The sequence below is a fragment of the Mesorhizobium sp. G2-6-1 genome, from assembly GCF_055809095.1.
Map to the genome: position 1 here is coordinate 482,579 of NZ_CM147896.1, position 26,578 is coordinate 509,156.

At 57.2% G+C, this 26,578-nt stretch carries 16 protein-coding genes, 1 tRNA gene and 5 pseudogenes; 8 read left to right on the top strand and 14 right to left on the bottom strand.

What is annotated here, in order from left to right; genetic code table 11:
• Window positions 1–134: 134 nt before the first annotated feature.
• A pseudogene (locus AC0L7S_RS02305) lies at window positions 135–1,701 on the bottom strand (helicase HerA-like C-terminal domain-containing protein).
• Window positions 1,702–1,917: 216 nt separating this feature from the next.
• Between AC0L7S_RS02305 and AC0L7S_RS02310 the strand changes: the two are divergent.
• Window positions 1,918–3,345, top strand: a complete 1,428-nt coding sequence (locus AC0L7S_RS02310) for a methylmalonyl-CoA mutase subunit beta (protein WP_473472888.1) — start codon at window positions 1,918–1,920, stop codon at window positions 3,343–3,345.
• Entirely contained in the window at window positions 3,342–5,465 is a 2,124-nt protein-coding gene (gene scpA, locus AC0L7S_RS02315; protein ID WP_473472889.1) for a methylmalonyl-CoA mutase, read from the top strand. The genes AC0L7S_RS02310 and scpA overlap by 4 nt, the downstream gene beginning before the upstream one ends.
• A gap of 47 nt (window positions 5,466–5,512) precedes the next feature.
• On the opposite strand, the gene greA is transcribed toward scpA, so the two are convergent.
• Window positions 5,513–5,989, bottom strand: a complete 477-nt coding sequence (greA, locus tag AC0L7S_RS02320) for a transcription elongation factor GreA (protein ID WP_473472890.1) — start codon at window positions 5,987–5,989, stop codon at window positions 5,513–5,515.
• A 20-nt stretch (window positions 5,990–6,009) separates the two neighbouring features.
• On the opposite strand from greA, the gene AC0L7S_RS02325 reads away from it, so the two are divergent.
• Window positions 6,010–7,521, top strand: coding sequence for a TIGR03808 family TAT-translocated repetitive protein (locus tag AC0L7S_RS02325; protein ID WP_473472891.1), 1,512 nt, complete (start codon window positions 6,010–6,012; stop codon window positions 7,519–7,521).
• A gap of 7 nt (window positions 7,522–7,528) precedes the next feature.
• Here the strand turns inward: AC0L7S_RS02325 and AC0L7S_RS02330 are convergent.
• The 3 genes and pseudogenes from AC0L7S_RS02330 to AC0L7S_RS02340 all read right to left on the bottom strand — a co-directional run bounded on the left by AC0L7S_RS02330 (window position 7,529) and on the right by AC0L7S_RS02340 (window position 10,477).
• Window positions 7,529–8,535: pseudogene (locus AC0L7S_RS02330) on the bottom strand (asparaginase).
• A gap of 45 nt (window positions 8,536–8,580) precedes the next feature.
• On the bottom strand, window positions 8,581–9,315 hold the full coding sequence (locus AC0L7S_RS02335; protein WP_473472892.1) for an SDR family NAD(P)-dependent oxidoreductase: 735 nt from the start codon (window positions 9,313–9,315) through the stop codon (window positions 8,581–8,583).
• Window positions 9,312–10,477: pseudogene (locus AC0L7S_RS02340) on the bottom strand (acetyl-CoA acetyltransferase). The gene AC0L7S_RS02335 and the pseudogene AC0L7S_RS02340 overlap by 4 nt, the downstream one beginning before the upstream one ends.
• A 177-nt stretch (window positions 10,478–10,654) precedes the next feature.
• Here AC0L7S_RS02340 and betI point away from each other — a divergent pair.
• From betI to betB, 4 genes are all read left to right on the top strand, one after another.
• Window positions 10,655–11,248: a choline-binding transcriptional repressor BetI gene (gene betI / locus AC0L7S_RS02345; protein WP_473472893.1), complete on the top strand. Its 594-nt coding sequence runs from the start codon at window positions 10,655–10,657 to the stop codon at window positions 11,246–11,248.
• Entirely contained in the window at window positions 11,245–12,771 is a 1,527-nt protein-coding gene (gene betC / locus AC0L7S_RS02350; protein WP_473472894.1) for a choline-sulfatase, read from the top strand. Before betI ends, betC begins: the two co-directional genes overlap by 4 nt.
• A gap of 41 nt (window positions 12,772–12,812) precedes the next feature.
• Window positions 12,813–14,465: a choline dehydrogenase gene (betA, locus tag AC0L7S_RS02355; RefSeq protein ID WP_473472895.1), complete on the top strand. Its 1,653-nt coding sequence runs from the start codon at window positions 12,813–12,815 to the stop codon at window positions 14,463–14,465.
• A gap of 62 nt (window positions 14,466–14,527) precedes the next feature.
• The gene (betB, locus tag AC0L7S_RS02360; protein ID WP_473472896.1) at window positions 14,528–15,991 is read left to right on the top strand and encodes a betaine-aldehyde dehydrogenase; all 1,464 of its coding nucleotides are present in this window, start codon (window positions 14,528–14,530) and stop codon (window positions 15,989–15,991) included.
• Between the two features lie 8 nt (window positions 15,992–15,999).
• On the opposite strand, the pseudogene AC0L7S_RS02365 reads toward betB, so the two are convergent.
• Window positions 16,000–18,242 (bottom strand): annotated as a pseudogene (locus AC0L7S_RS02365) (AGE family epimerase/isomerase).
• Between the two features lie 30 nt (window positions 18,243–18,272).
• Window positions 18,273–19,792, bottom strand: a pseudogene (locus AC0L7S_RS02370) (phosphomannomutase/phosphoglucomutase).
• A gap of 201 nt (window positions 19,793–19,993) precedes the next feature.
• Between AC0L7S_RS02370 and AC0L7S_RS02375 the strand changes: the two are divergent.
• Window positions 19,994–20,070, top strand: a tRNA-Pro gene (locus tag AC0L7S_RS02375).
• A gap of 404 nt (window positions 20,071–20,474) precedes the next feature.
• Here the strand turns inward: AC0L7S_RS02375 and AC0L7S_RS02380 are convergent.
• The 7 genes from AC0L7S_RS02380 to AC0L7S_RS02410 all read right to left on the bottom strand — a co-directional run bounded on the left by AC0L7S_RS02380 (window position 20,475) and on the right by AC0L7S_RS02410 (window position 26,383).
• Entirely contained in the window at window positions 20,475–20,768 is a 294-nt protein-coding gene (locus tag AC0L7S_RS02380) for a hypothetical protein (protein ID WP_473472897.1), read from the bottom strand.
• Window positions 20,769–20,950: 182 nt separating this feature from the next.
• Entirely contained in the window at window positions 20,951–21,223 is a 273-nt protein-coding gene (locus AC0L7S_RS02385) for a hypothetical protein (protein ID WP_473472898.1), read from the bottom strand.
• 3 nt (window positions 21,224–21,226) lie between these two features.
• A complete protein-coding gene (locus tag AC0L7S_RS02390; protein WP_473472899.1) occupies window positions 21,227–22,234 on the bottom strand; it encodes a glycoside hydrolase family 19 protein in 1,008 nt (335 codons plus the stop codon).
• Window positions 22,235–22,244: 10 nt separating this feature from the next.
• Complete coding sequence (locus AC0L7S_RS02395; protein ID WP_473472900.1) at window positions 22,245–22,724, bottom strand: DUF7338 family protein; 480 nt, start codon at window positions 22,722–22,724, stop codon at window positions 22,245–22,247.
• A gap of 306 nt (window positions 22,725–23,030) precedes the next feature.
• Window positions 23,031–23,234 (bottom strand): hypothetical protein, encoded by a 204-nt coding sequence (locus AC0L7S_RS02400; protein WP_473472901.1) that lies wholly within the window; start codon window positions 23,232–23,234, stop codon window positions 23,031–23,033.
• Window positions 23,231–25,498 carry a hypothetical protein gene (locus AC0L7S_RS02405; protein ID WP_473472902.1) on the bottom strand — a complete coding sequence of 756 codons (2,268 nt, stop codon included), beginning with the start codon at window positions 25,496–25,498 and terminating at the stop codon, window positions 23,231–23,233. The genes AC0L7S_RS02400 and AC0L7S_RS02405 overlap by 4 nt, the downstream gene beginning before the upstream one ends.
• 66 nt (window positions 25,499–25,564) lie before the next feature.
• A complete protein-coding gene (locus tag AC0L7S_RS02410) occupies window positions 25,565–26,383 on the bottom strand; it encodes a phage tail protein (RefSeq protein ID WP_473472903.1) in 819 nt (272 codons plus the stop codon).
• Window positions 26,384–26,578: the final 195 nt, after the last annotated feature.

Here is a 26,578-nt window from a genome sequence, read left to right on the forward strand (position 1 = left end):
CCACGTTCTCGCCGGATAGTTTTGCTTTCACGCAATTGCGGACGGAAAACCGGAAACCACTTTTCCTGCAATTGTGACACTTGTTTCACGCAATTGCGGACGGAAAACCGGAAACCACTTTTCCTGCAATTGCTTTAACGACCCCGTGACAGGCTCCCCAATATGCCGCGCACGATTGCGCGGCCAACCGATGAGCCAACCGACCTGACAACCGATTTTATCGCCGCTTCGGTGACGCTCTGGCGATTAGAAGTTCTGCGCGCCGGCGCTTTTTCTTCCGCGTCGTTGTGCGACGCGCTGGCTCGGCTTCACCAGCGTCATCGCCAAAGCCTGGAATGGACCAGCGTGATCGGCTGCTGCCTTGCGCTTCTTGCGCTTCCTGTTCGGCGGCATGTGCCTCCAGCGCTTTCTTTTGCAGCATTTCGAAAGCGGACTCGCGGTCCACGGTTTCATCATACTGCCCGGCAACCGGGCTCTCGAGAATAAGCTTTCTGCGTTCCTCCGGTGTGATCGGGCCGAGGCGTGAAGATGGGGGTCGGATCAATGTGCGCTGCACCATTGAGGGAACGCCCTTGACCTCCAGCGTCGAAACCAACGCCTCACCGGTGCCAAGTTGAGTGATCGTGGTGGCACAGTCGAAATCGGGATTAGGCCGGAATGTATCGGCAGCCGTTTTGACGGCCTTTTGCTCGCGCGGTGTGTAAGCGCGCAGTGCGTGCTGAACGCGGTTGCCGAGTTGGGCAAGAACGGTCTCGGGTACATCCAGCGGGTTTTGCGTGACGAAATATACACCCACCCCCTTCGAGCGAATCAGGCGAACCACCTGCTCGACCCGTTCAATCAGCGCCTTGGGTGCATCGTCAAACAGAAGATGGGCCTCATCGAAAAAGAAGACCAGTTTTGGCCGGTCGGGATTTCCGACTTCGGGAAGAACCTCGAAAAGTTCGGACATCAACCACAGCAGGAATGTCGCATAAAGGCGCGGGCTCATCATCAGTTTGTCGGCGGCCAACACGTTAATGGCACCACGCCCGTCGCGGGTGGTGCGCATGATGTCGGCGATCTTCAAGGCCGGTTCACCGAAGAAATGGTCACCCCCTGCTGCTCCAGAACGAGCAGCGAGCGCTGGATTGCACCCACGGAGGGCTTGGTAACATTGCCGTAGCGTGCGCCGATCTCGTCTGCGCGCTCGGCAATGTTTGCCAGAAGCGACTGAAGGTCCTTCATGTCCAGAAGCAGCAACCCTTCCTCATCGGCGATGCGAAAGGCGATGTTCATCACCCCTTCCTGTGCGTCGGTGAGGTCCATCAGCCGCGACAGAAGCAAAGGGCCCATTTCGGAAACGGTGGCGCGAATGGGATGGCCTTGTTCGCCGAACAAATCCCAGAATATAACGGGAAATTCCTGAAATTCATATGGCTCCAGCTTGATCTGCTGTGCCCGCTTGGCGAGGAAATCCTTAGCCGTTCCCATCATGGCAATGCCGGATAGATCACCTTTGACATCTGCGCAGAAAACCGGAACGCCGGCATTTGAAAACCCTTCCGCCATGATCTGCAGCGATACGGTCTTGCCCGTCCCGGTTGCGCCCGTCACCAGCCCATGCCGGTTTCCATAGGCGAGCAAAAGGTGCTCCGGCCTTTGATAGCTGTCATCCGGCTTGCGGCTGGCGCCCAGGAACATGCTGTCGTCTTCACTCATAGTGCAATCTCCGCAAACCCGATGTGTTCAATTTCGCAAGCCGGTGCTTTGTGGCAGGTATAGTCAGGCGCTCGCGAAAATCAAAGACGCAAGTTTACGTCAGAACCTGCCAATCCAAGACATCTGTTGCATTGCGGTACGAGGCGAGGGCTCGTAAAGTAGGCGTGGTCTGGCCGATGTGGCCGAGAATTGAATGCAGTGGAGGGCGTCGCAACCTTGGCCGAAATCGGAAAAAGTCACGATGCGCAAGAGCAACAGTGGCTGGCGCTTGCCGAGAAGGCGTTGGCGGGCGCGTCCTTTGACGAAACGCTGGTGTCCCATACAGACGATGGAATTCGCGTCGAGCCGCTTTACGCCCGCTCCACCGATTCGAAGCCCGAAATTCGCGCCAAACCAACGGCTGCGTGGACAATCTGCCAACGCGTCGATGACCCTGATGTCGAGCGCGCCAAAACTCAAATCGCGGAAGATCTGGCCCAGGGCGCTACCGGGCTTTCGCTGGTTTTTGAAGGCGCACCCAATGCGTTCGGCTACGGTTTGCCGAACAGCGCGCAAACGCTCGAACAGGTATTGGACGGGGTGGCGCTCGATCGAACTCACCTGCGCATAGACGTTCACCCGGCGAGCCGCGCCATGGCCGATTGGTTGGCTGATCTGCTGAGCCGGCGTCAGGTCGACCCGGCAAAACTCAGTCTTTCATTCGGCATTGACCCAGCGGCCATATTTGCAGGAACCGGACGGCTGCGCATGTCCATCGAAGCGCTTCAGGCTTCCATGCCGCAATCTCTGGCGCATTTCTTCTCCGTGGGCGTGCCCGGCGTCCTTCTGGAGGCCGATGGCCGTGTATTCCACAATGCCGGCGCGTCCGAAGCGCAAGAACTGGGCATCATGCTGGCATCGGCGGTATCGCATCTGAGGTTGTTTGAAGAGGCCCGCCAGGCCCTTGTCTATGCAGCACCCCATATCGGCTTTGCGCTGAGCGTCGATCAGGATCAGTTCCTTTCGATCGCCAAGATACGCGCCTTGCGCAAGCTTTGGACGCGGGTGCAGGAAGCATGTTCGATCCCGCCGTCAACGGCCATCGTTCACACTGAAACATCTCAACGCATGCTGAGTGCGCTGGACAGCGAGACAAACATCTTGCGCAACACCATCGCGTGTTTTGCCGCTGCAACGGGTGGAGCCGATTCGATTTCGGTCCTGCCGCATACATTTGCCCACGGCCTGCCGGCTGGCTTTGCCCGGCGCGTTTCACGCAACACGCAACTCATCATTGCGCGCGAAAGCCATCTCGATCATGTCGCGGACCCGGCCAATGGTTCTGGCGGCGTCGAAGCGCTCACGGACGAGCTTTGCCAGGCTGCATGGACCGAGTTCCAGCGCATCGATGGCGAAGGAGGCGTCCTGCACAGCCTGAAAGCCGGACACATCCAGAAACGGATCAACGCCGCAATGGCCAGTCGCCGCAAAGCCTATCAATCTGGGGAACGGGCGATCATCGGCACCACACTTTACCCGGTGAAAAGCGAGCGGCCGGTCGAAACACTTGCTGCCGAGCAGCACCCTCTGCCAACCGATGGCATCGTCTTTTGCGAGGCGCTTTCTCCCATGCGTATCGACCAGTCGATCAAGGCCCATTCATGATACCTGATTTCAGCAAGATGAACTGGCAGGCCCCCAGCGCTGCGCCTGCAAAAGTGGACGGCCAGTGGCTCACGCCAGAGGGCATTGCCGTGAAACGGCTCTACGACCACGGTGATCTGGAAGGCATTGAAAATCTTGATACTTATCCGGGAATAGCGCCATTTCTGCGCGGCCCCTACCCGACAATGTACGTCCAGAAGCCCTGGACCATCCGCCAATATGCCGGTTTTTCCACGGCCGAAGAATCCAACGCTTTTTACCGGCGCAATCTTGCTGCGGGGCAAAAAGGGCTTTCGATCGCCTTCGATCTTGCCACCCATCGCGGTTACGACAGCGACCATCCCCGTGTCTCCGGCGATGTTGGCATGGCAGGTGTTGCCATCGATTCCATACTTGATATGCGCCAGCTTTTCGACGCCATCCCGCTTGACGAGATGACCGTGTCGATGACCATGAATGGTGCAGTCCTGCCAATTCTGGCGCTCTACATCGTGGCGGCAGAGGAACAGGGGATTGCCCAGAAAGATCTGGCAGGAACCATTCAGAACGATATTCTGAAAGAGTTCATGGTGCGCAACACCTATATCTATCCGCCAAAACCATCGATGCGGATCGTGTCGGATATATTCTCCTATACATCACGGCACATGCCGAAGTTCAATTCGATCTCCATTTCCGGCTATCATATGCAGGAAGCCGGAGCGACGGCGGACCTCGAACTCGCCTACACGATTGCAGATGGCATCGAATATGCCCGCGCGGGCGTGGCTGCCGGCATGGACATTGACCAATTTGCGCCGCGCCTCTCCTTTTTCTGGGCAATTGGCATGAATTTCTTCATGGAAGTTGCCAAGCTGAGAGCCGCCCGTCTCATATGGGCGCAGCTTATGCAGAAGAATTTTGCCCCGAAAAACCCAAAGTCGCTCTCACTTCGCACGCATTGCCAGACCTCCGGCTGGTCGCTTACCGCGCAAGACCCCTACAACAACATCATTCGCACCATGATCGAGGCGATGGCGGCAACTCAGGGGCACACGCAGTCTTTGCACACCAATTCATTTGATGAAGCTTTGGCGCTCCCGACCGATCATTCGGCGCGCATTGCGCGCAATACCCAGATCATCCTGCAAAAGGAGTCCGGTACGACGCGCATGATCGACCCATGGGGTGGTTCGGCCTATGTCGAGCGTTTGACGCATGACCTTGCGACGCGCGCACTTGCCCATATCGAGGAAGTCGAAAAACTCGGCGGCATGGCAGCGGCCGTGGAGAAAGGCATCCCCAAGCTGCGCATCGAAGAAGCCGCAGCCCGCACCCAGGCGCGCATCGACTCAGGCAACCAGACGCTGGTTGGCGTCAACGCCTTCCGGCCGGAAAACGATATCGAGGTCGATGTACTCAAGATCGACAATGCCGAGGTCAGGGCACGCCAGCTTTCCAAACTGCAACAGTTGAAAGGCACGCGCGATGTCGGCGCGGCTGAAAGTGCACTCGATGCACTGACGCGCGCAGCGGAAAGCGGAGAAAACCTGCTTGAATTTGCCATTCGCGCAGCGCGTGCCAAAGCCACCGTCGGTGAAATTTCACTGGCGCTAGAAAAAACGTTCGGACGTCACGTCGCCTCGGTTCAAACAATTGCAGGGGTTTATCGCAAGGAACTCGGTAGCAATCCGGTGGTTGATCGCCTTCAGGATAAAATTTCAACTTTTGAGAAGAAATCTGGCTGCAAACCGAGGATTCTTGTCGCCAAAATGGGCCAGGACGGTCATGATCGTGGCCAGAAAGTCATCGGAACCGCCTTTGCCGACCTCGGATTTGACGTAACAGTTGGAGCGATGTTCCAGACGCCGGAGGAAATTGCCAAGCTTGCGGTGGATCATGATGTCCATATCGTTGGTGCCTCTTCGCTCGCCGCAGGCCATTTGACCTTGATCCCGGAGCTGAAATCCACCCTCAAAAAGCTTGGGCGAGAAGACATGTTGATCGTTGCCGGTGGTGTCATCCCGCCACAGGATTATGATGCGGTACGCGCTGCGGGAGCCGCTGAAATCTTCCCGCCCGGAACGGTGATTCCCGAAGCTGCCGAGCGCCTCATGGATCGGTTAATTTCAGAGAGCTGACCACATTGCAGCGTGTTTTTAGGGACCGAAGTGCTTCGGGTTATTCGTCAATCCGGTATTTCCAAACCGACGATTTCCCATTCCTTGCCGTTTACGCTGGCGACATCGCCGGATTTCTTGCCGTAAAGAGCCCTTGCCATCGGCGAGACATGGGAAATTGATCCAGTGGCCGGATCGGCTTCGTCTTCACCGACAATTCTCCAGCTTACGGACCCGCCGTCCTCGTTTTCCAGGCGAACCTTCATGCCGAAGCGAACAACGTCACTATCCGGCTCCGGTCTCGACAATTCGGCACTTTCCCGCCGTGCCGTCCAATAACGCAGGTCGCGCGAAGTCAACGCGATGCGTTCCCGGTCGGAGGCCGCTTCTGCTTCCGCCAGATGTTCGCGCAGCTTTGCGAGTTCTGCCTCGATCAGGATCAGTCCATTTTCGGTGACGAGATTGCGGTGTTCGCTGACCGGCCGTTCGCCAATGCCGGCGATGGCGTTCTCGCTGTCTTCTTCTCTGGTGAATGCTCTGCTCATCGAATAAACTTAGGCGTCGCATGAACGCTTCACAAGTCATTCATTGCGTGCGGGCATTGCGTGCGGGCATTGCGTGCGGGCATTGCGCGCGGGCACCAAAGGACGATCTGGCACGATTCATGCGCTGCAAGCAGGGAACCAAGGGACTCTGTGCCGATGTTGAACAGGAGAGCATTGCTGACGGGGGAATCGGGACCCTGACGATCGGGCTGTCTCCAGGCAGTACATCAGCGGCCACCTTGCCAAGTATCGAAACGGCAGTTTTGCGCGGTGCCATCAACGCCACCGACCTCGGCCTTCAGCCAAATCGCCTGGACGATCAGAGCAAGGCATTTGCCAGATTGCTGGACGATGCCAGCAAAGGAGATGCCGCGATTTTCCTGCCTGCCGGCACCTATGTCATCTCAAATCTGACATTGCCTGCCCGCGTGCGCCTCTCCGGCGTGCCCGGCGCAAGCCGTATCGTCTACGCAGGCAACGGTCATCTTTTCATGGCCGAGCAAGGCGAACATATCGAACTTACCGGACTGGTATTTGACGGGGCCAACAATTGGATTGACGACTATGCGCAAGGCCTCGTGGATTTGCGTGATGTCAAACACGCGGTCATCGACAATTGCCAGATCGTTGGAAGCGCCAAACACGGGATCGCGCTGGAACGGGTAGCCGGGCGCGTGGAGCGCACACTCATTTCAGGCGCAGCCGAGGCGGGGCTCTATTGCGTTCAAGGCACTGGAATGTCGATATCCGCCAACACCGTCTCGGACTGTGCGAATGGCGGCATTCTCATCCACCGGTGGCAAGCTGGCGACGATGGCACCATCGTCAGTGGAAACCGTGTTGAACGTATTCAGGCGCGTAACGGCGGCACCGGTCAAAATGGCAATGGCATCAACGTATTTCGTGCAAACAACGTCGCCGTTTCGGCAAATATCGTGTCCGACTGCGCATTTTCCGCCATTCGCGCCAACAGCGCGAGCAATCTCCAGATCACTGCCAACACCTGTCTGCGCTCCGGCGAAACGGCGGTGTATTCCGAATTCGCCTTTGAAAGTGCAATCATCAGCAATAATATTGTCGACGGTGCTGCCAATGGCATCTCCATCGTCAATTTCAACGAAGGCGGCCGCATGGCGGTGTGTTCGGGCAACATCGTGCGCAACCTCACATCCGTTGGTCCCTACCCTGCTGAAGCAGCCGGTTTCGGCACCGGCATCAGCATAGAGGCCGACACTTCCGTCACCGGCAATGTCATCGAAGGCGCACCGCTTTACGGGGTGCAGATCGGCTGGGGACCCTTCATGCGCAATGTCATTGCCACCGGCAACATCATTAGAAAAGCCGGAACCGGAATTGCCGTATCCGTGGTCGAAGGCGCGGGTTCGGCGGTGATTTCGGACAATCTCATTGATGGAGCCGAAAACGGCGCGATCATCGGGCAGCGATGGTCAAAGCCAGTCACCGGCGACCTCGCAGCAATAGGTAACGCCGGCTACGCGCATCTAACAGTCGAACGCAACCGCGTCAGCTAGAACAACTTCAGGCAAAGGCCGCGGTGGGGCGCAGACTTGCGACAGGAAGGCCGTTCCAGTTGGTCATGGCCGGTCTGGCAAGGTCTGAAAGCTTTGCAACCAGCGGGCCGTCATTCGCCAATTGCTTTGCAAGAACTGCCGCAACCATCACTTCTGCTGCCCTTATCTCCCCATCATCGCATTTCAGCGCTATACCAAACCCCAGTTCTGGCAATGCGGCACAGTAGACGCCTTCCGCTCCCACCTTAGCGAATATCTGCCCCGGAGCGGCTTTCATCAACGCCATATCGAACCTGTCTGTTCCTGAAACCAGAAATGGCTCAGCCATGCAGGCAGCCATCAGGCGCTTGGCAGCTTTGCCCTTTGCGGAGCGAGGCCCGCTCCAGAAACCATGCGGGCAAATCCAAGCGCCAGGCTTTTAAGTGGAACAGCATAGGTAGGGATCGAACAGCCATCAGTGCCACGATGGTCTGCATCATGTGCGGCTCCCGTCACTTCCTCCATCGTGCCCCGCACCATTTCCTGCAAGGCATGGTCAGCTTTTACGTAGCCGCGAGGGGCAATGCCGGAGTGAGCGCAGGTACACAGGAAGCCTGCATGTTTGCCCGAACAATTATTGTGAAGTGCACAGGGCGATCCGCCCGTCCGTGCCAAAGCAATTGTCGCCTTCTGGTTGGTCGGCCAATGCGCCCCACATTCCAATGCCGTATCATCAAGGCCAGCCTTGGCTAACATTGCGCGCGCAAGTTCCGCATGGGCCACTTCCCCCGAATGTGAGGCACAGGCCAGTGCCAATTCCCTGTCTTCAAAGTCATAAGCATCGGCGGCCCCGCTCTCCACCAACGGCAAAGCTTGAATGGCTTTTACCGCAGAACGCGGAAACACCGCCTTTTGCGTCTCGCCGATTTCCCACACGGTTTTGCCATCGGCGTCTATCACGGCAATTGCGCCGCGATGGGCGCTCTCCACAACCGTGCCTCTCAGCACGTCGACCAGAACCGGATTTGTCATGATGTCACCTGATTTGAAATCGCGAATAGCCTGACATAGCGCCTATGGCTATTCTTTGCTCAGCCCAGATGCCAATAATCCTCCGTCCACAGTCAGGGTATGACCGTTGACGTAGCTGGCCTCCGGTGAAAGCAGGAATGCGGTTGCGGCCGCCACTTCATCTGGCTGACCGAAACGGCCTTGCGGGATGTGTCGTAGCCAAAACGCCGGGTCATTGACACCAACCCCTTCCATAGGGGTCTCGACGACACCCACTGCTACGCAGTTGACCCGCACGCTGCGATTGCCAAATTCGCTGGCCAGCACCTCGGACAGCAATTTCACCCCGGCATTTGCCGCACCATGGGCGAGATGTCCACGATTTGCCCGAAGACCGTTGGCCGCCACGATATTGACGATGGAGAGCGAAGCACCCATCCGTTCCAGCGCTGCCCTGGAAGCGATGAACGCGGCGACGAGATTGATCTCGAGCGCCTCGCGCAGAAATTCCACGCTGGTTTCCTCAGCCGAGACAAACGCACTGGGCGTGGTTGAATTGACCAGCCCGCCAACCAACCCCAAACGGTCAACCACCTCGTCAAAGGCTGCCGCGACAGCATCTTCATCCGTCGTATCGGCTTCAAGAAATATCGCATTTTCATCGCCAAGCGTGTCTTCGGCAATGTCCAGCGCATCGATATCAGCATCGACCACTGCCACCGGCCAGCCATCGTCCAACAGCCTTCTGGCAATGGCCATGCCATTGCCAGATGCACCACCGGTCACAATGGCGGATTGTCTCATCTGATACGATCCAGGATAGACACGTAATTGGCCACCGCAGCACCGCCCATATTGAAGATGCCGCCAAGCTTTGCGCCCGGCACCTGAATGCCGCCCGCCTCGCCCGTAAGCTGCATTGCCGTCAGGACATGCATGGAAACACCGGTCGCGCCAATCGGGTGCCCCTTGGATTTGAGACCCCCGATGGATTGACCGGCAGGCGGCCATCCTTTGCCGTTTCGCCACTTAGCGCCACTTTGGCTCCCTCGCCGCGTGGTGCCAGCCCCATTGCTTCATATTCGATAAGTTCGGCGATGGTGAAGCAATCATGGGTTTCGACGAATGACAAATCTTCGAGCGTTATCCCGGCGTTTGCCAAAGCGCGGCCCCATGCCTGCTCGCAACCCTCAAACAACAGGATGTCGCGCTTCGACATGGGCAGAAAGTCCTGCACATGCTCATTGGCACGAAACGCAACGGCACGGCGCATCTTCAAGGCGTTGGTGCTGTCGGTGAGCACAAGCGCTGCCGCACCGTCTGAAACCAGCGAGCAGTCGGTGCGCTTCAACGGCCCGGCAACAAACGGGTTCTTCTCACTTTCCTGCCGGCAAAAATCATATCCGAAATCCCGGCGCATCTGGGCATAGGGATTGTCGACGCCGTTCTTGTGGTTCTTGGCGGCAATCATGGCAAGCGCATCAGACTGGTCGCCGTGGCGCTGAAAATAGGCATCGGCGATCTTGCCGAAAACGCCAGCAAAACCGGCCGGAATATCGCCATCCTCCGGCAGGTAAGAAGCGCGCAAAAGATTCTTGCCGATTTCCGGACCGGGCGTCGTCGTCATCTGCTCGGCACCAACCACCAAAACAGTGCGCGCGGCCTTGGCGTCGATGGCGCGAATGCCTTGGCGAACAGCCGCCGATCCGGTCGCACAGGCGTTCTCGACACGGGTTGCCGGTTTGAAACGGAGCCGGTCATCGGCCTGAAGAACGAGGCTCGCCGTAAAATCCTGCGCGGAAAACCCCGCATTGAAATGGCCGAGTACGATTTCGTCCACATCGTCAGGGCCAATGCCTGCATGGTCCAGCGCCTCGGTGGCAACCTGGATGATGAGTCCTTCAAGCGTTTCACCTTCAAGTTTGCCAAAGCGCGAATGGGCCCAGCCAACAATACATGCAGTCATTTCATTCTCCTTGGCGTCCGATGGCCCGATGATCTGGCGCAGACGGTATTTTCCTGCGCACCAAAATGAACCCACCCGGCCGTTCCGTAAAGCCCGCATTGCGATGTTGTTTCAGGTTCGAATTTTTTTGTTGATTGGTCAGTCAATTAAAAATAAACTGCCTGCGGGAGAAGCGATATGCCGAAAATTGGTATGGAGCCTGTGCGCCGCAAGGCGCTGATCGACGCAACGATCTCGGTGATCGGCGAACGCGGCTCATTGAATGTGACAATGTCGGACATTGCCGACCGCGCCGGCGTTTCATCGGCACTGGCACACCATTACTTCGGCCCGAAAGAGGAATTATTGCTGGCAACGATGCGTCGCCTTCTTGCCGATCTTGGCGATGACGCGGTTGCCGCTCTGCGCAATGCGACAACGCCACGCAAGCGTATATCGGCCGTCATTTCGGTCAATTTCAGCACAAGCCAGTTTCGCGAAGAAACGGTCCACGCATGGCTGGCCTTTTATGTCGAAGCGCAGAATTCCCTGACCCTGCGCCGGTTGTTGCGCGTCTATGCACGACGGCTGCATTCAAACCTGATGAGCGGGCTTATCGCGCTCATGCCACGCGGCGAGGCCGAACGCATGGCCGAAGCGATCGCCGCTCTCATAGACGGGTTGTATATCCGCAGGGCTTTGCGCGACGGTCTTCCAAACCCGGCCAGCGCCAGCGCCCTCACCGAAGATTATGTCGACGCCAAACTCGCACAACAGGCACTCAATCCATGACCCGGAAGCCAAACATCCTCATCATCATGGTCGATCAGTTGAACGGCACGCTGTTCCCCGATGGCCCGGTTGATTTTCTCCATGCGCCAAACCTAAAGGCACTTGCGTCGTGTTCGGCGCGCTTCCAGAACAATTACACGGCATCGCCCTTATGTGCGCCAGGTCGGGCTTCGTTCATGAGTGGACAACTTCCCTCGCGCACCGGGGTTTATGACAACGCGGCGGAATTCGCATCGTCGATCCCCACCTATGCGCACCATTTGCGCGCTGCCGGATACCAGACCTGTCTGTCGGGTAAAATGCATTTCGTCGGGCCTGACCAGTTACATGGCTTCGAGGAACGTTTGACGACGGACATTTATCCCGCTGATTTTGGCTGGACGCCAGACTATCGCAAACCGGGTGAACGCATCGACTGGTGGTATCACAATCTCGGATCGGTCACCGGTGCCGGGGTCGCAGAAATCTCCAACCAGATGGAGTATGACGACGAGGTCGCCTTCAACGCCGTCCAGAAAATCTATGAATTCGCACGCGTGTCCGATGATGACGAGCGGCGTCCCTGGTGCCTGACAGCCTCTTTCACCCATCCGCACGATCCTTATGTTGCGCGCAAGCAATATTGGGATCTTTACGATGACTGTCCGGCGCTGGAGCCTGAAACCGGCTTCATCCCCTATGATCAGCAAGACCCACATTCGCAGCGTCTTTACCGGGCAAGCGACTATGACAGCTTCGATATAACGCCGGAACAGGTCCGCCGTTCGCGGCGCGGCTATTTCGCCAATATCTCCTATCTCGACGACAAGATCGGAGAATTGCTGTCGGCACTGGAACGCACCAGAATGCGCGACGATACGATCATCGTGTTCTGCGCCGATCATGGCGACATGCTCGGCGAACGGGGTCTCTGGTTCAAGATGTCCTTCTATGAAGGCTCGGCGCGGGTGCCGCTGATGATTGCGGGCGACGGCGTTGCCGCGCGCCTTCTCGACGCCCCGGTATCCAACCTCGATATTCTTCCCACCCTTTGCGATCTCGCCGGCATCGACATGAGCGCCATCATGCCGTGGACGGACGGGCAGTCCCTGATGCCGCTCATGCAAGGTGAGGCCAGAACAGAGCCGGTGCTCATGGAGTACGCCGCCGAAGGCTCTAACGCGCCTCTTGTGGCAATCCGGGACGGGCGCTTCAAGTTCGTGCATTGCGAGATCGACCCGCCGCAACTCTTTGATCTTGAATCGGATCCGCATGAACAGGTCAATCTGGCGGCGGACCCGGCCAATGCCGCGCTTGTCAGCACTTTCATGGAAAAAGTTCGGGCGCGCTGGGATATGGCCGCCTTCGATGCGGATGTGCGCGCCAGTCAGGCGCGGCGCTGGGTTGTCTATCCAGCCTTGCGCAACGGTGCCTACTACCCGTGGGAATTCCAGCCGTTGCAAAAGGCATCGGAGCGCTACATGCGCAACCACATGGACCTCAATACGCTCGAAGAGCGGAAGCGCTTTCCCCGAGGAGAATAGCGGCAATGTCCCGGGCAGTGATCTCATGGAGCATATGAACGATGCTTGAAGCTGATTTCGTCATTATCGGTTCAGGGTCTGCCGGTTCGGCCATGGCCTATCGCCTGTCTGAAGATGGAAAGCACTCCGTCATCGTCATCGAGTATGGGGGGACTGACGCCGGCCCGCTCATTCAGATGCCATCGGCCCTGTCGATCCCGATGAACATGGCGCATTACGATTGGGGCTTTTCCAGCGAACCCGAACCGCATCTTGGCGGGCGTGTTCTGGCAACCCCGCGCGGCAAGGTTCTTGGTGGATCGTCGTCGATCAACGGCATGGTTTACGTGCGTGGCCACGCGCGAGATTTCGACCATTGGGTTGAGCAGGGAGCAACCGGCTGGGGTTATGCCGACGTTCTGCCCTACTTCAAGCGAATGGAAGACAATGAAGGCGGCGAGGAAGGCTGGCGCGGCAAGAGCGGACCGCTGCACGTCCAACGAGGAGCGCGCAGAAATCCGCTTTACCATGCTTTCATCAAGGCCGGTCACGAAGCCGGCTTCGAGTTGACCGACGACTATAATGGCTCCAAGCAGGAAGGCTTCGGCGCCATGGAACAGACCATCCACAATGGCCGGCGGTGGTCGACTGCCAATGCCTATTTGCGCCCGGCGCTCAAGCGAAAGAACCTGAGTCTTGTCAAAGGTTTCGCACGCCGCGTTGTCATTGAGAATCAACGCGCGACCGGCGTTGAGATCGAGACTCATGGACGCGTTCAGATCATCAAGGCGCGGCGCGAAGTCATCATTGCTGCCTCGTCCATCAACTCGCCCAAAATCCTGATGCTTTCAGGCATCGGACCAGCCCAACACCTCGCCGAACACGACATCGCGCTTGTCGCCGACCGTGCTGGTGTCGGTCAAAATTTGCAGGATCATCTCGAACTTTATATCCAGCAGGAATCGACACAGCCGATCACGCTTTACTCGGTTTTGAATCCCTTCTCCAAGGCGCTGATCGGTGCCCGCTGGCTGTTCCTGAAAACCGGCCTTGGTGCAACCAACCATTTCGAAGCTGCTGCCTTTGTCCGCTCGAAAGCCGGTGTCGATTATCCCGACATCCAATATCATTTCATTCCCGCAGCTGTGCGCTATGACGGCAAGGCGGCAGCAAAGTCACATGGCTTTCAGGCGCATGTCGGTCCGATGCGTTCGAAATCGCGGGGCGCGGTTTCCCTGCGCTCGTCCGACCCACGCGAAAAACCGGTCATCCATTTCAACTATATGGCGCACGCTGAAGATTGGGCGGATTTTCGCCATTGCATCAGGCTGACCCGCGAGATTTTCTCGCAAGCGGCGTTCGATCCCTATCGTGGCCGCGAAATATCGCCGGGCCAGAACGTTCAATCCGATGACGCACTTGATGCGTTCATCCGCGAACATGCGGAGAGCGCCTATCACCCATGCGGAACCTGCCGGATGGGGCGTGCCGACGATCCAACCAGCGTTGTCGATCCCGAATGTCGCGTCATCGGCGTCGACGGGTTGCGACTGGCGGATTCGTCGATCTTTCCGCGTATAACCAACGGAAACCTCAACGGCCCCTCGATCATGACCGGCGAAAAGGCCGCTGACCATATTCTTGGCCGCACTCCCTTGCCCCCGTCAAACCAGGAACCCTGGCTCAATCCGCGCTGGAAGGTGTCGGACAGATAGAGCATGATCGCGGCAATTCGCACTATCTGGCAGCTGCCTTGAAGACGACTGGAGAACAGCCCATGCGCGCGCAACCCACCGCATCGCACTATGTCAATGGACGCTACATCGATGATGATCGTGGCGCGGAGCTGGCGGTCATCTATCCGGCAACCGGCGAGACGATCGCCACGTTGCATTCGGCAACGCCCAATATCGTTGAACTTGCCGTCGAGGCTGCGCGTGCGGCCCAACCCGCCTGGGCGCGGCTGAAGCCGGTGGAGCGCGGGCGCATCCTTCGCCGCGCCGCCGACATCCTGCGCGAGCGCAATGAGGCGCTGGCGCGGATTGAGACACTCGACACCGGAAAGGCCATTCAGGAAACACTGGTGGCGGATGCGCCGTCAGCCGCCGACTGCCTGGAATTCTTCGGCGGGGCAATTGCCACCTTCAACGGTGATTTCATCGACCTTGGCGGGCCATTTGCCTATACGCGGCGTGAGGCGCTTGGTGTTTGCGTAGGGATCGGCGCGTGGAACTATCCGATCCAGATTGCCGGCTGGAAGTCGGCACCGGCGCTCGCCATGGGCAATTCGATGGTGTTCAAGCCTTCCGAAAACACACCCTTGTCAGCACTTGCGCTGGCTGAAATCTACTCCGAAGCCGGCCTGCCCGATGGGCTTTTCAACGTTGTGCAGGGATTTGGCGATGTGGGTGGCGCGCTCGTTGCCCATGATGCGGTCGCCAAAGTGTCGGTCACAGGGTCCGTACCGACCGGGCGCAAGGTTTTGTCGCTTGCCGGATCAAAGATGAAACATGCGACGATGGAACTCGGCGGCAAGTCGCCCTTGATCGTTTTCGACGATGCCGATCTTGAAAACGCCATTGGCGGTGCCATGCTCGGCAATTTCTATTCAACGGGTCAGGTCTGCTCCAATGGCACCCGCGTCTTCGTCCAGAAAGGCATTCACGACCGGTTTGTCGAGCGGTTGACGGAGCGCACGAAGAAAATCCGCATAGGCGATCCGCTTGATGCGGAAACACAAATGGGACCAATGGTCAGCAAAGCGCAGTACGAAAAGGTCGTCGCCTATATCGAGGCAGGCAAGCAGGAAGGCGCGACGCTTGCCTGTGGCGGCAATGTTCCATCCTTACAAGGCTTCGATGGCGGCTTTTTCATCGAACCAACCGTCTTTACCGGCGTGCAGGACGATATGCGCATTGCGCGCGAGGAAATCTTCGGCCCGGTGATGAGCGTCCTCAAATTCGAAAGTGAAGACGAGGCCGTCCAGCGCGCCAACGATACCGAATTCGGTCTTGCGGCAGGCGTATTCACCAAAGACCTGACACGCGCTCACCGCATCATTGGCGAGTTGCAAGCCGGGACATGCTGGATCAACACCTACAATCTGACGCCTGTGGAAATGCCGTTCGGTGGCGTCAAGCAATCAGGAATAGGCCGCGAGAATTCGGCAGCGGCGCTCGCGCTCTATTCGCAGGTGAAATCTGTCTATGTCGAAACCGGCGACGTCGACAGCCCCTACTGAGCCCCTCCCTATCCTTGCCCCTGCCCCGCAGTGCCGTCGAGATATTGCGTCAGTGCACATACGAGATGGTAGAAAATACTTGCTGGAACTTCGCTCGCTACCGAACGCCCGTGTTCATCAATACGGTCGATCCACAGGCCGAGCGGTGCCGGATCAATGTGCCAACGAAACAGGCGGCCAACCCGCGCCTCGACTTCCGGCTTGAGGTTCGGTCCACCCGATCCATCCAGCGCGATGGATGCCTTGATGGCTTCGGTTTGCGGCCAACTGCGCGAGAGTTCATCCAGCGGCAGCCCGTGGCGCGAGACAGCACCATACGCCAGACCGGTCGAACGATTGAGGCCATTGGCGACCGCAGATGCATAGAGCTTGCGCGCATAGCCGGTGAGGTCCGCCTGCCCGCTGCGTGCCGCGAAATCGACCAGAAGTGAAGCCCATTCGAAATGGTGCCCCGGCTCGGTCCAGTCCCCTTTCTTGCCCGTTGCCGGCTTCCAGTCGGCGTTGAAATATTCTCCAACCGTCCAGCTTTCCGCATCGAAAAAGTGATTGCGAAACAGATCGATGATGCGTGCCGCGCGCCTCAGATAGGTTCTATCGCCCGTTGCCGCATACCAGGCGAGAAAGGCTTCGAGCAGGTGCATATGCGGGTTCGAGCGGCGCAATTCCTGACCGTCGGGTGTCTCCAGAAAACCAGTGAGGCTGTTATCTTCCAAATGGCTGTCGAGAAACGCGAAAGTTTCCTCGCCCAAGCGCAAGGCGTCGGCATTGCCACACATATGGGCATGCGCCAAAGCCAGCAGCACGCAGGAATGGTCGTAGGCATCTTCTGTTGCATCGGCAACGCTGCCGTCGACATTGAGCGTTCGGACCCAGCCCCCTTGTCGGTGCGGCCATTCCTCGTCATGAAGTCGATGCCATGGGCAATGATGCTGTCAGCCGGTCCTTCCCATCCGCGCGCCTTGGCTACAGTAAAGGCGTAAACCTGCCTTGCCATCGTGCGCATACGCTTCGGCTTCATCAGCGGGGCGGCATCAAGGCCAAGCGCCTCATGGAAACCACCATGATTTTCGTCAACGCCAATGGTTGACCAAAGCGGCAGTGCCTCATGAAACAACCAGTGATGAACACGGTCGCGCCATGCACCGCTTTCGATGACGCGGTCATGAGCGGGCGTGAATCTGGTTTCCAGACGCCCACTGTTTTCAAGCTGTTCGACGATTTTCCTGACATTCTGGCTATGGCTGACCGGGGCCACAAATGTCGCGTCCGCCGTGGCAACGATAGCGATATCCTTGAGGCCCACGGCTGAAAGCAAGCGGCCCTGACTGCGGATGTAGGAATTTTCGCAATCAATGGCGACGACATCACCGACAACGACATTGCCATTGTCATCCGATGGCCCGACATCGAGCAGCGCCTGCCAGGAACCAAGGTCATTCCAGCGGAAGGTGGCCGGTGCCATGGCGATACCGTGCGCGCGCTCCATGATGGCATAGTCGATCGAGTTTGACGGAATTTCTGAATAAAGATCGAGCGGCATGTAAAGACCGAAAAGATCGCTGGTTGCGGCCTTGAAAGCAGTTTCGGTGGCGCGCCAGATATCGGGCTGAAGTGCGAGAAAAGCATCACGCATGGTGCTGGCGCGAAACAGGAATATGCCGGTGTTCCAGTAGAAATTGCCAGCCTCAAGGTAGCGGCGCGCCTTGTCGATGTCCGGCTTTTCAACAAACCGCGCGACATCGAAAATGCCGTGTTTTTCGCCGCTGACCTCGATATATCCATATCCGGTTTCAGGCTGCGCAGGCGTCACGCCAAAGACAACCAACCGGCCATCTTGCGCGGCCGGAACACCAGCTTCGATGGTTTGCCAGAATTGCTGCATCGTTGAAATCTGGTGATCGGAGGGCACCACCAGAACCAGCGCATCACCAAACTCGGACAGGGTCCGCAAGGTCGCCAACGCAACGGCGGCGGCGGTGTTTCGCCCGGTCGGTTCAAACAGGGCGCTACCGCCCGAAATGTCCATGCCGCCAAGGTCGGACAGGATACGCGTCGCGTGACGCTCTGCGGCAATGAGAAAGACGGGCGTTTCGCCGTGCGGCCTTGCCGTCAACCGGCGCATGGTCTTCACCAGCATCGAGCCGTCGCCCGACAGATCGTGAAACTGCTTTGGATTGTCTTCGCGCGACAAGGGCCACAGGCGTGAGCCGACACCGCCACTCATGACAAAACTGACAATGCGTTCGCTCATGCTACTCTCACGGGTGATAGGCCTTCACAGTCAAAATGTCTGGTTGTAGGGGCCGACTTCAGGGCTCCGGCGAAGCACGCAATCGACTGCGTCGAACATTTCTCCGCGGCGCTGCGATGACACCGGGCTTTCGACAACCACGACAAGTTCCGGCTTGTTCGAAGAGGCGCGCACCAGCCCCCATGTGCCATCCTCAGAGACAACGCGGATGCCATTGACGGTGATCAGATCGGTGATCTTTTGCCCGGCGAAGTCCGCATCTTTTGCCTTCATCTCCTGAAAATCAGCGGTGACGCGCTCCACCACGCCATATTTCAGATCATCGGCGCAATGTGGCGACATGGTCGGCGTGCCGAAGGTCAGCGGCAGGTCGCGGTAGAGGTCGGCCATGGTCTTGCCCGGGCTGCGTTCCAGCATGCCACAAACGGCCATCGCCGTGACCAGCCCATCGTCGTAACCGCGCCCGATCGGCGGATTGAAGAAAAAGTGGCCGGACTTCTCGAAACCGGCGATGGCACCGAGTTCGGCAACGCGGCGCTTGATGTAGGAATGGCCGGTTTTCCAGTAGTTGGTGACAGCCCCGTTGGCGTTCAGTTCGGGGTCCGTATGGAAAAGCCCGGTCGACTTCACGTCAACGACGAAGTTTGAGCCCGGATGGTTGCGCGAAATATCGCGCGCCAGCATGACGCCGACCTTGTCTGCGAAAATCTCGTTTCCTTCGTTGTCGACGACGCCACAGCGGTCACCGTCGCCGTCAAAGCCGAGCCCGACATCGGCTCCCGTTTCCAGAACCTTGTCGCGAATGGCATGGAGCATTTTCATGTCTTCGGGATTGGGATTGTAGTTCGGGAAGTTGTGGTCCAGTTCGACATCGAGAGGCACGACCTCACAACCCATTCGCACCAAAGCCACTGGCGCGAACGCGCCTGCCGTGCCGTTGCCGCAGGCAGCGACCACTTTGAGCTTTCTGGTGAGTTTTTCTCCGGCGTCAGGTCCGCCAGATACGTCTCGCGAAAGCCATTGACAAACTCATATGAGCCGCCCCCAATCAGATCGAAATCACCGGCGAGAACGATATTCTTGAGCGCGGTCATTTCTTCAGGCCCGAAGGTCAAGGGCCGGGCAACGCCCATCTTGACCCCGGTCCAGCCGTTCTCATTATGCGAAGCGGTCACCATCGCCACAGATGCAACATCCAGTGCGAACTGGGCAAAGTAAGCCATCGGCGAAAGCGCCAGACCAATATCCTTGACCCGCGCACCGGCAGCCATCATGCCCGAAACAAGTGCCAGTTTGATACTCAGCGAGTAGGCACGGAAATCATGCCCTGTTATGACGTCCGGCCCCACGCCAAGGCGTCTGGACAATGTTGCCAGCCCCATGCCGAGTGCCTGGACACCGATCAGGTTGAGTTCCGGTGGCTTGTCCGATCCCGGATGGCCGAACCACCAACGCGCATCATATTCGCGAAATCCGGACGGCTTGATGAGCGCCGAATTCTCAAACCCGAAGGTGTTTGGCTTTGCGTCGCTAACAATATTCAAGGCCACTACAGCGAAGCTCCAAAGGACACAGATACAATGACTTCCGGTACGGAAGGTCATCGCGTGCTAACATGGAAGCCTTTAAGGCTTGTTTATTCGCACCAGAATATCCGCTGCTCTTCAGTATTTAGGAGGGGATGGCAAATTACCCCGCCATTCAACCTTGCGGGAACGGAATGCGGAAGCTATAAGCCCGGCGTCTGGTCGCGGAGTGTAGCGCAGCCTGGTAGCGCACGTCGTTCGGGACGACGGGGTCGCAGGTTCGAATCCTGCCACTCCGACCAGTAAATTCAATAGGTTAGCTTGCTATCATAGTTGGACGCGCACAGAAACGCGCACAGAAACGCCCAAAAACATGGATTTATAGACGCGTGACCCGTTTCCCCGGCGACACTGATTTCATTCTGCTCATAGCAGGGATAATCATGTGCTGCTTTATCGTGTTTAGCGTTGGGAATATGGTGTATCAGCTAGTGATCGGCTTTGGAGGCTAACCGCTCCCGCCTTGCAATGGCTGATTTCGCCCGTATGGCGTCATTGATCAGATCAACACCTAGCTGTGTAGCTTCGTCTGGCGTCAGGATCGTATCATAGAACGTTTCCGGGCTATCCGTTGGAGTTTTTACTCTGACAGTCTCAGGATCACGCGGCATGGCTACGCGGGGAAGATACAAACAGCGGTGATCCATCAAGACGCAAAGCCGCCCCGGATCATGAACGCGATGATACCGAGGATGATAGCCCCCATTACCAGTTTCACAATCCATGCAAGCGTGTTGTTGACCTTGCTTATTTCCTCTTCAATGCGCCCAAAACGCTCATCCATGTGCCGCCACGATTCATCCTTTCTTGCTTCTGATATGTCACGTTGGCGCTGCCATGTTTCAAGCGATGACAACCGCTGTGAATTGGTCCCCAATGTGTGCTCGACGCTGACCACTCTGCTCCGCAGATCGCCGCTGTCCATTTCCGTATCCGCCATCAGTTCTTAGCCTATTTTCAGTATTTCAGTGTGTTGCACGGTGTCTCGATTATTTCGTGCAAGCTTTGAGTTTGGCGCATGTCGCGTTGTGCGCAGCGATTTCTCTTGCGAAAGGTTTATCGTTGGCAATGACAAACTGCCGTGTTCCGCTGGAAGGGTGGAGAGTACTAAATCCGGAGCCCTCAATTGCAGGAGCCGTTTGACATGACGCCACCGATAGCAGAGCAAAGCTCAGCGTCATCCAGGTTATTGACTTTCGCATTGGTTTCGCTCCTTTCGCGAATGACTTCCATTGATCTTTGCAAGGCGTCTGTACGTTCCAGAGCGCGGCCTTGAGAGACGCCGAACGCATGGCCTATCGGATATGCCACGAAGGACGCTAGAACCGCCCCAGCAAGCGCGCTGAGGACGTAGGGCCATGCCTTGGATATAAGTGCTGCGACAATGGCGGTCATGGCTTAACTCTCCACCGCTTCACGGATGGCCTTGATGCGGCGAACCAACGCGGGGCCTATAATGAGCAGCACCACGGCGCCAACCAGAGCGATCCCCGCGAACAGTGCGATTACACGCCAGTCCAGCCCTGTGGCTGATGTGATAGCCGCACCGAGACCGCCAAGGCTAATACTGCTCCACCCCCAACCTGCGGCTGATGATTTGACGGCCTGATCTACTGAAATGGGGACGGTCGGCTTTTCGACTTCAACTGGAACCTCGTTTTGAACCACTACGGGAGCGGCCATGATACCGAGTGACTGCATAGCGGGCGCTGTGAGGGCCACCAGAGCCTGATGAAGTGCGGCTCGGGTGCGAGGCCCTGCTACACCGTCCGCAGCTTCCCCGGCCTGTTTCTGGAAGGCTGCGACGCCGCTTCGTTCAAATCCGAGTAGCACAAGCGCGGTTGCTGCATACCAGTTGAGACGATCCGCATAGCCATTCAGGCCACCGTTTATTCTCTTTGTTATCATCTCGATATCGCCCCGATCGGCGTAGACATTGAGATTTCGGGTATCCCAGTACCAGATTGGGCCTAAACCCTCCCACGGGTCCGTGTTCATGGCGTCCGGCACATTCTCGAAGTTTGGAACGGCAAGAGTCGTGCTAAGCGTCAATTTGCGGCACCAGTCACGAAATGCGCGTGTGTTTGCCCTGCCTGTGATCTGGATTGGCGTCCGGCCTCGGAACTTGGAGCCGTCGCCTTTCTGTGTGTTGCCCAAATCCCTGCGGCCTTCATATCGCTTCTGCGCCGGTGTCGGTCCCCATACTTCCTTGTCGTACCGAAATGCTCCGCTTTCATGGAGTATCTGGGCAAGGAACTGCGCCAAGCGATGCGGCTGATCCAACCCCTTCATCTCACCAAAAGAATTGAGAGCGACAACCATGCTGTTGGCGTTGGACTTCTGGGATGCTGTTAAGCGCCGTCCGACAATCTTCTCGACTTGAGCGAGTGTAATAACCTCTGACATAGCGAGCCTTTCAGTCGTTTCTCAGTGAGAATTTCAGGACGTGGTAGCCGGGAAGCGGTTCATGCGGGTTCCAGCCAAGCCAAACCTTGTTCGTCCGGTAGCTGAAATAATTGCGGCCCTTGTATTCCAGCCGGTAAATCTCGACAAAACCGGTGAAGCCAACGTCAGCGACTTGCTTTACCTTCGTCACCTTCGTCATTGGCCCGCGTGGAATGCCGAGCCAATAGCCATCAAAGCCACCCGAAGGGTTGCGAATGATCCATAGCGCGCGCTGGATGACGAGGCGAAAGCCTGTGACTTTCTTCCAGCCTAGTTGGTGCTGCCCGCCGTCAAGCGTGTCGTCGGCGGTATGAAGCAGGGAAAGGGGCCAAGGCGACACGTCCTTGCCCGTCACTACGGATAGCAATGCCATAGGAACGCACAGCGTCCACGCAAAAAGGTTTGCGACAAGCGAAAGCACCGCATAGAGCGGATAGATAACGTAGGGCATGAGAAGTCCTTCCCGCCATTTCTGGCAGAGCGGTTATTCAGATTGCGGGTTGCAGCGGCCTTGAAACGCGCGCCATGAGGGCGTAAGGCTGATCTGGATCAGTCAGAGAGGGCGACTTTGCAAAACAGCACAAAACAGCACAACAAGAGAAACTCGCCGATACATGCGTTCATGGTAGCATTTGGCCTGACTGTGGCCGTGGGCATGGTATATTTCAGTTTTGCGATGGCAGGAGGATGGCCACCGTCTTGCCCAGGCATAACCGTTGACGGTTCGGTTGCTCCATCACCATGCAAGTAACCTAGTCTATTTCAGCACTTCTGCCGGATGCAAATATGTTGGCGGTGGCCGCTTTTCCATAGTGTCAGGCAGCGGAAACTTCACCTTGATGTATCCGGCCATGTCCGGTTTCATGACGATCACGTCGATGTTTAAGAACTCCGAACGTACCTTGCCGCCAACCCTAATGTTGAGCCCGAACTTCTCGTTTATATCACTATAGGCGCTCATGCCAAAACTCCCGTTGCGGTCCATCGTACTGACTGGCTTCCTGAACTCATATAATATTTTATGCCTGTCGTAGTCGGTGCTTCTGCATAAGCATACGCGTTTGCACCAATTACTATTTGATCGACAACAGGTGCCGCCGCGAAAGTCACACCAAATGAAACGTCCGTTCCAGTCGATGCTATTGTCGCAGTGCCGCTTACGGTCACTTTCTCACCAGCCTTTTTTCGGTTCGTCGCATCACCCTCGAAGCTGGAAGATATTCCAGCCAAACCGTAATACCAGTCGCCCTCTGTGTCAGGCACATTCATACCGACAACCGAGTAGAACTGACCCGTCCCAGGCCAACTATTTTCTGCGCTGATTATCCCGCGCGAGAACCCGTGCGCCGAACCAAGATTGGAAAGCGTTGGACCGATCACGACGAGGTTTTGACACCCCTGTGTGGTCCCGACACGTATGAAGTCCCGCTGGTAATTGGTGCCGTCACCTTGCCCCCAATAGTTTCCGCCAAGAATTATCACTGTCCCAAACCGGCCATTCAATGTGCCGATGGCAAATGTACATCCAGTATTATCATCGTTGTTGATGCTCTCGCCGTGGCAATTGTCGAAGATGACTGACGAAGTTTTATTGCCGGTTGAAAAGCCGTCAACCGTAACGGCGTATGGGGTTGGGTATGCGCAGAACATGACCCCCCTGAAAGCCGCCAGAACCTCACCCTCGATTTGTAGCGCAGGTATTTCCACAGCCGACCCGTTCATTGAACAAATCTGCCCGCCAACGAACTCAAGCTGGCCTGTTATCGTTATCGAATCGTTGGTATAGCCGAGATAGAGGGCCGGAAGGCCGTACAACCAGAGGTTCGTACATGGCCCGCCCATTTGCGTGCCGGAAATGCGCGTTGTTCCAAACACTTCAAGATCATCTAAAGTGAACTTAATACAGTTTGAAACAAGCAGGGCCATCGACGCAGCGTATGCACCGCTGCCACCAGCCAGGTGCACCCCGCGCACCACAATGCTACCGACAGCACCGGAACTAACAGATGAATAAATTGCAAGCGTATGAGGACCACCAGCATTTGCGGCGAATCTAGTGCGAACGTGGCCGTCACCCTCCAGCAACAGCCCGTCCGTATATTCCGCAATGGTGATCGATCCTCTATAATACCCTTCCGGTGCGTAGCCGCGACCGTTGTGGTCTTTTGCAAAATAGAGCCACTGGTCGATTGCTTCTTGATCGCTCGTAGTGCCATCTGCGGTTGGACGCCACCAGCGAAGATTTACCCAACCATCAACCGGAACGCGCTGCCAAACCTTCGACGTGTCATCAGTCGAACGCACATACATGCCCTGATGAGTATCTGCTGTGACTTTTGCAGAAACGGCAGAGTAATCAACAAGCTTGAAATCGCCCTCAAGACCTGCCTCGGTCAAACGAGCGTTTGAAATTGTGGTTGTGTCGAGCGCGGCCAGCGCGGTGAGAGTGGATGCCGTTACCCCCGCATCGAGTAAACTACGGACTTCCGCAAACGTCTTTGCTTCCCGCGCATCGCCCGCTGCGTTATCAACCAGCATCGTGTTGGCTGTGATGGCCGGGAGAAGTGCGCCGTTTTTCCCGCTATCCTTCAACAGTTTCCCGGTTGTGCCATCGAGCAGCGCGATATTGCCATCAGTGGACGAGGCAGGGCCTATGACGTCGCCCGCACCGGCTGGCGTTACCCATGATCCATCACCGCGCAAATATGTCGTGCTGCCTGCTGTTCCTGTCGCGCTAACATCAGACACCGTTACCGTGTCTTTTGCGGCCAGATCGCCAAGCGTTGGCAGGCCCGTCAGGTCTGAATATGCGCCGGTCGTTGCCACTGTCGCTAGATCGGCGGATTGAATGGCGCTATCTGCCAAGGCAAGGCTGGCAATCGACGCGCTATTGAGGGCAAGCGTTCTATTGGCTGCGAGCGTGCCGCCACCTGTCAGCCCCGTCCCCGCCGTGATGGTGAGTGTTGGCTGGACCGCACTATCGGCTTTCGCACCCTGTGCCGCGCTGGCCCCTAATGCCGCGATAGCCTGAGCCGTGGTTAGCGGGTTCATGGCCTTGGTGTATTCGGTCCCCGCCTCTGCCTCTGCCTGTGTGGCGAAGGGACGACCTACCTTGACCACGTTTTCAATTGTAATGCCGCGCGTCGTCAGATTATCGCCCGCAAGAACATCGTTCTTGTTTGGCGTTGCGTCGGCAGGCAAATTCTTGATTCTTATATTGGCCACTGACAGGCTCCATTCATAGAAAAGCCGCCTCAGTGGGCGGCGGTCGGGACGGGATTTTTGGGAAACTCAGAATGCTTTGATGATGACGTTCATGACCATCGTGGGCTGCACATTGTTGTGCGCGCTCCCTGATCCGGCATTGGCAGTCGATCCGGTGATGGTATGGGTGTGTGCGCCCGCCGCCCCCATGTTGGAAATCAGGTAGTTCGGCTGGCCTTGGCCCTCTTCAAGGCTACCGGACACGTACGCCCCATAAGGCCCAACAACATTTCCGCTGTGCACATGCGACCCCGCGCTTGCAGCCGCTAATGAACCCGCGCTATGGGCGTGCGCCGCAAGTTCTGCCGTGGTCAGCGCATGTGTCTGGCTACCACCTGACGCGCCAAGAACTGCCGATGTGATTGTCGGGTTGAGCCGGTCAGCACTTGTCCCGCCCATGTTATCCAAGCCCGCGAGAACTCGCCCGCGCATGTCAGGAACATTGAACGTAGTCGAGCCATCACCCGAGCCATGCGCTGTGCCGATAGCCGTGAACAGGGCTGCATATGCCGTTCGATATACCGCTTGCCCATAGCAAAGCAGCCAGCCAGTCGGGGCCGTTGTCCCCGCGAACCCCATCAAAGCGCCCGCAGGCGTTGCGGATTGCACCTGTGAGAATGTCGCTGCATCGTTCGCAGATGTTCCCGAGGCCAAGCCCGTAACCTTGAACCCGCCCATTGGAAGGTCGGCCAGCATTGGACTTGAGCCATTGCGGGCAAGTGAGCCAGTAAGGCCGTTTGCGATGTCCTCCAAGACAGGGTTGTGCTGGTTAGTCGTGATATTCTGGCCTTCTGTAGCGAAGTACGACGCCACCAGATTGAATACCCCGAATGCTGTTCTTGCCACTGGACATGCTCCATAGAAAAAGCCGCCCTGTGTGGACGGCTGAAAATCGGTTGATGTTGGGAGATTGCGGGCCTATGCTGGCCAGCTATTGTTCTAAGGATGACGGGCTATTGAGCACCAAACATGAAGCCGAAATATTCGGCACAGTTGTCGCGGTTATCGTGAGCGCGGGCATATTATGGGGAATGCAAAAAC

What these genes read in the sequence shown, in the direction of transcription:
- betA (WP_473472895.1), top strand. Translation starts at nt 12,813, where the DNA reads ATGCTTGAAGCTGATTTCGTCATTATCGGTTCAGGGTCTGCCGGTTCG.
- betI (WP_473472893.1), top strand. Translation starts at nt 10,655, where the DNA reads ATGCCGAAAATTGGTATGGAGCCTGTGCGCCGCAAGGCGCTGATCGAC.
- AC0L7S_RS02385 (WP_473472898.1), bottom strand. Translation starts at nt 21,223, where the DNA reads ATGACCGCCATTGTCGCAGCACTTATATCCAAGGCATGGCCCTACGTC.
- AC0L7S_RS02380 (WP_473472897.1), bottom strand. Translation starts at nt 20,768, where the DNA reads ATGGCGGATACGGAAATGGACAGCGGCGATCTGCGGAGCAGAGTGGTC.
- AC0L7S_RS02395 (WP_473472900.1), bottom strand. Translation starts at nt 22,724, where the DNA reads ATGCCCTACGTTATCTATCCGCTCTATGCGGTGCTTTCGCTTGTCGCA.
- AC0L7S_RS02325 (WP_473472891.1), top strand. Translation starts at nt 6,010, where the DNA reads ATGAACGCTTCACAAGTCATTCATTGCGTGCGGGCATTGCGTGCGGGC.
- betB (WP_473472896.1), top strand. Translation starts at nt 14,528, where the DNA reads ATGCGCGCGCAACCCACCGCATCGCACTATGTCAATGGACGCTACATC.
- AC0L7S_RS02400 (WP_473472901.1), bottom strand. Translation starts at nt 23,234, where the DNA reads ATGAGCGCCTATAGTGATATAAACGAGAAGTTCGGGCTCAACATTAGG.
- AC0L7S_RS02390 (WP_473472899.1), bottom strand. Translation starts at nt 22,234, where the DNA reads ATGTCAGAGGTTATTACACTCGCTCAAGTCGAGAAGATTGTCGGACGG.
- greA (WP_473472890.1), bottom strand. Translation starts at nt 5,989, where the DNA reads ATGAGCAGAGCATTCACCAGAGAAGAAGACAGCGAGAACGCCATCGCC.
- betC (WP_473472894.1), top strand. Translation starts at nt 11,245, where the DNA reads ATGACCCGGAAGCCAAACATCCTCATCATCATGGTCGATCAGTTGAAC.
- AC0L7S_RS02335 (WP_473472892.1), bottom strand. Translation starts at nt 9,315, where the DNA reads ATGAGACAATCCGCCATTGTGACCGGTGGTGCATCTGGCAATGGCATG.
- scpA (WP_473472889.1), top strand. Translation starts at nt 3,342, where the DNA reads ATGATACCTGATTTCAGCAAGATGAACTGGCAGGCCCCCAGCGCTGCG.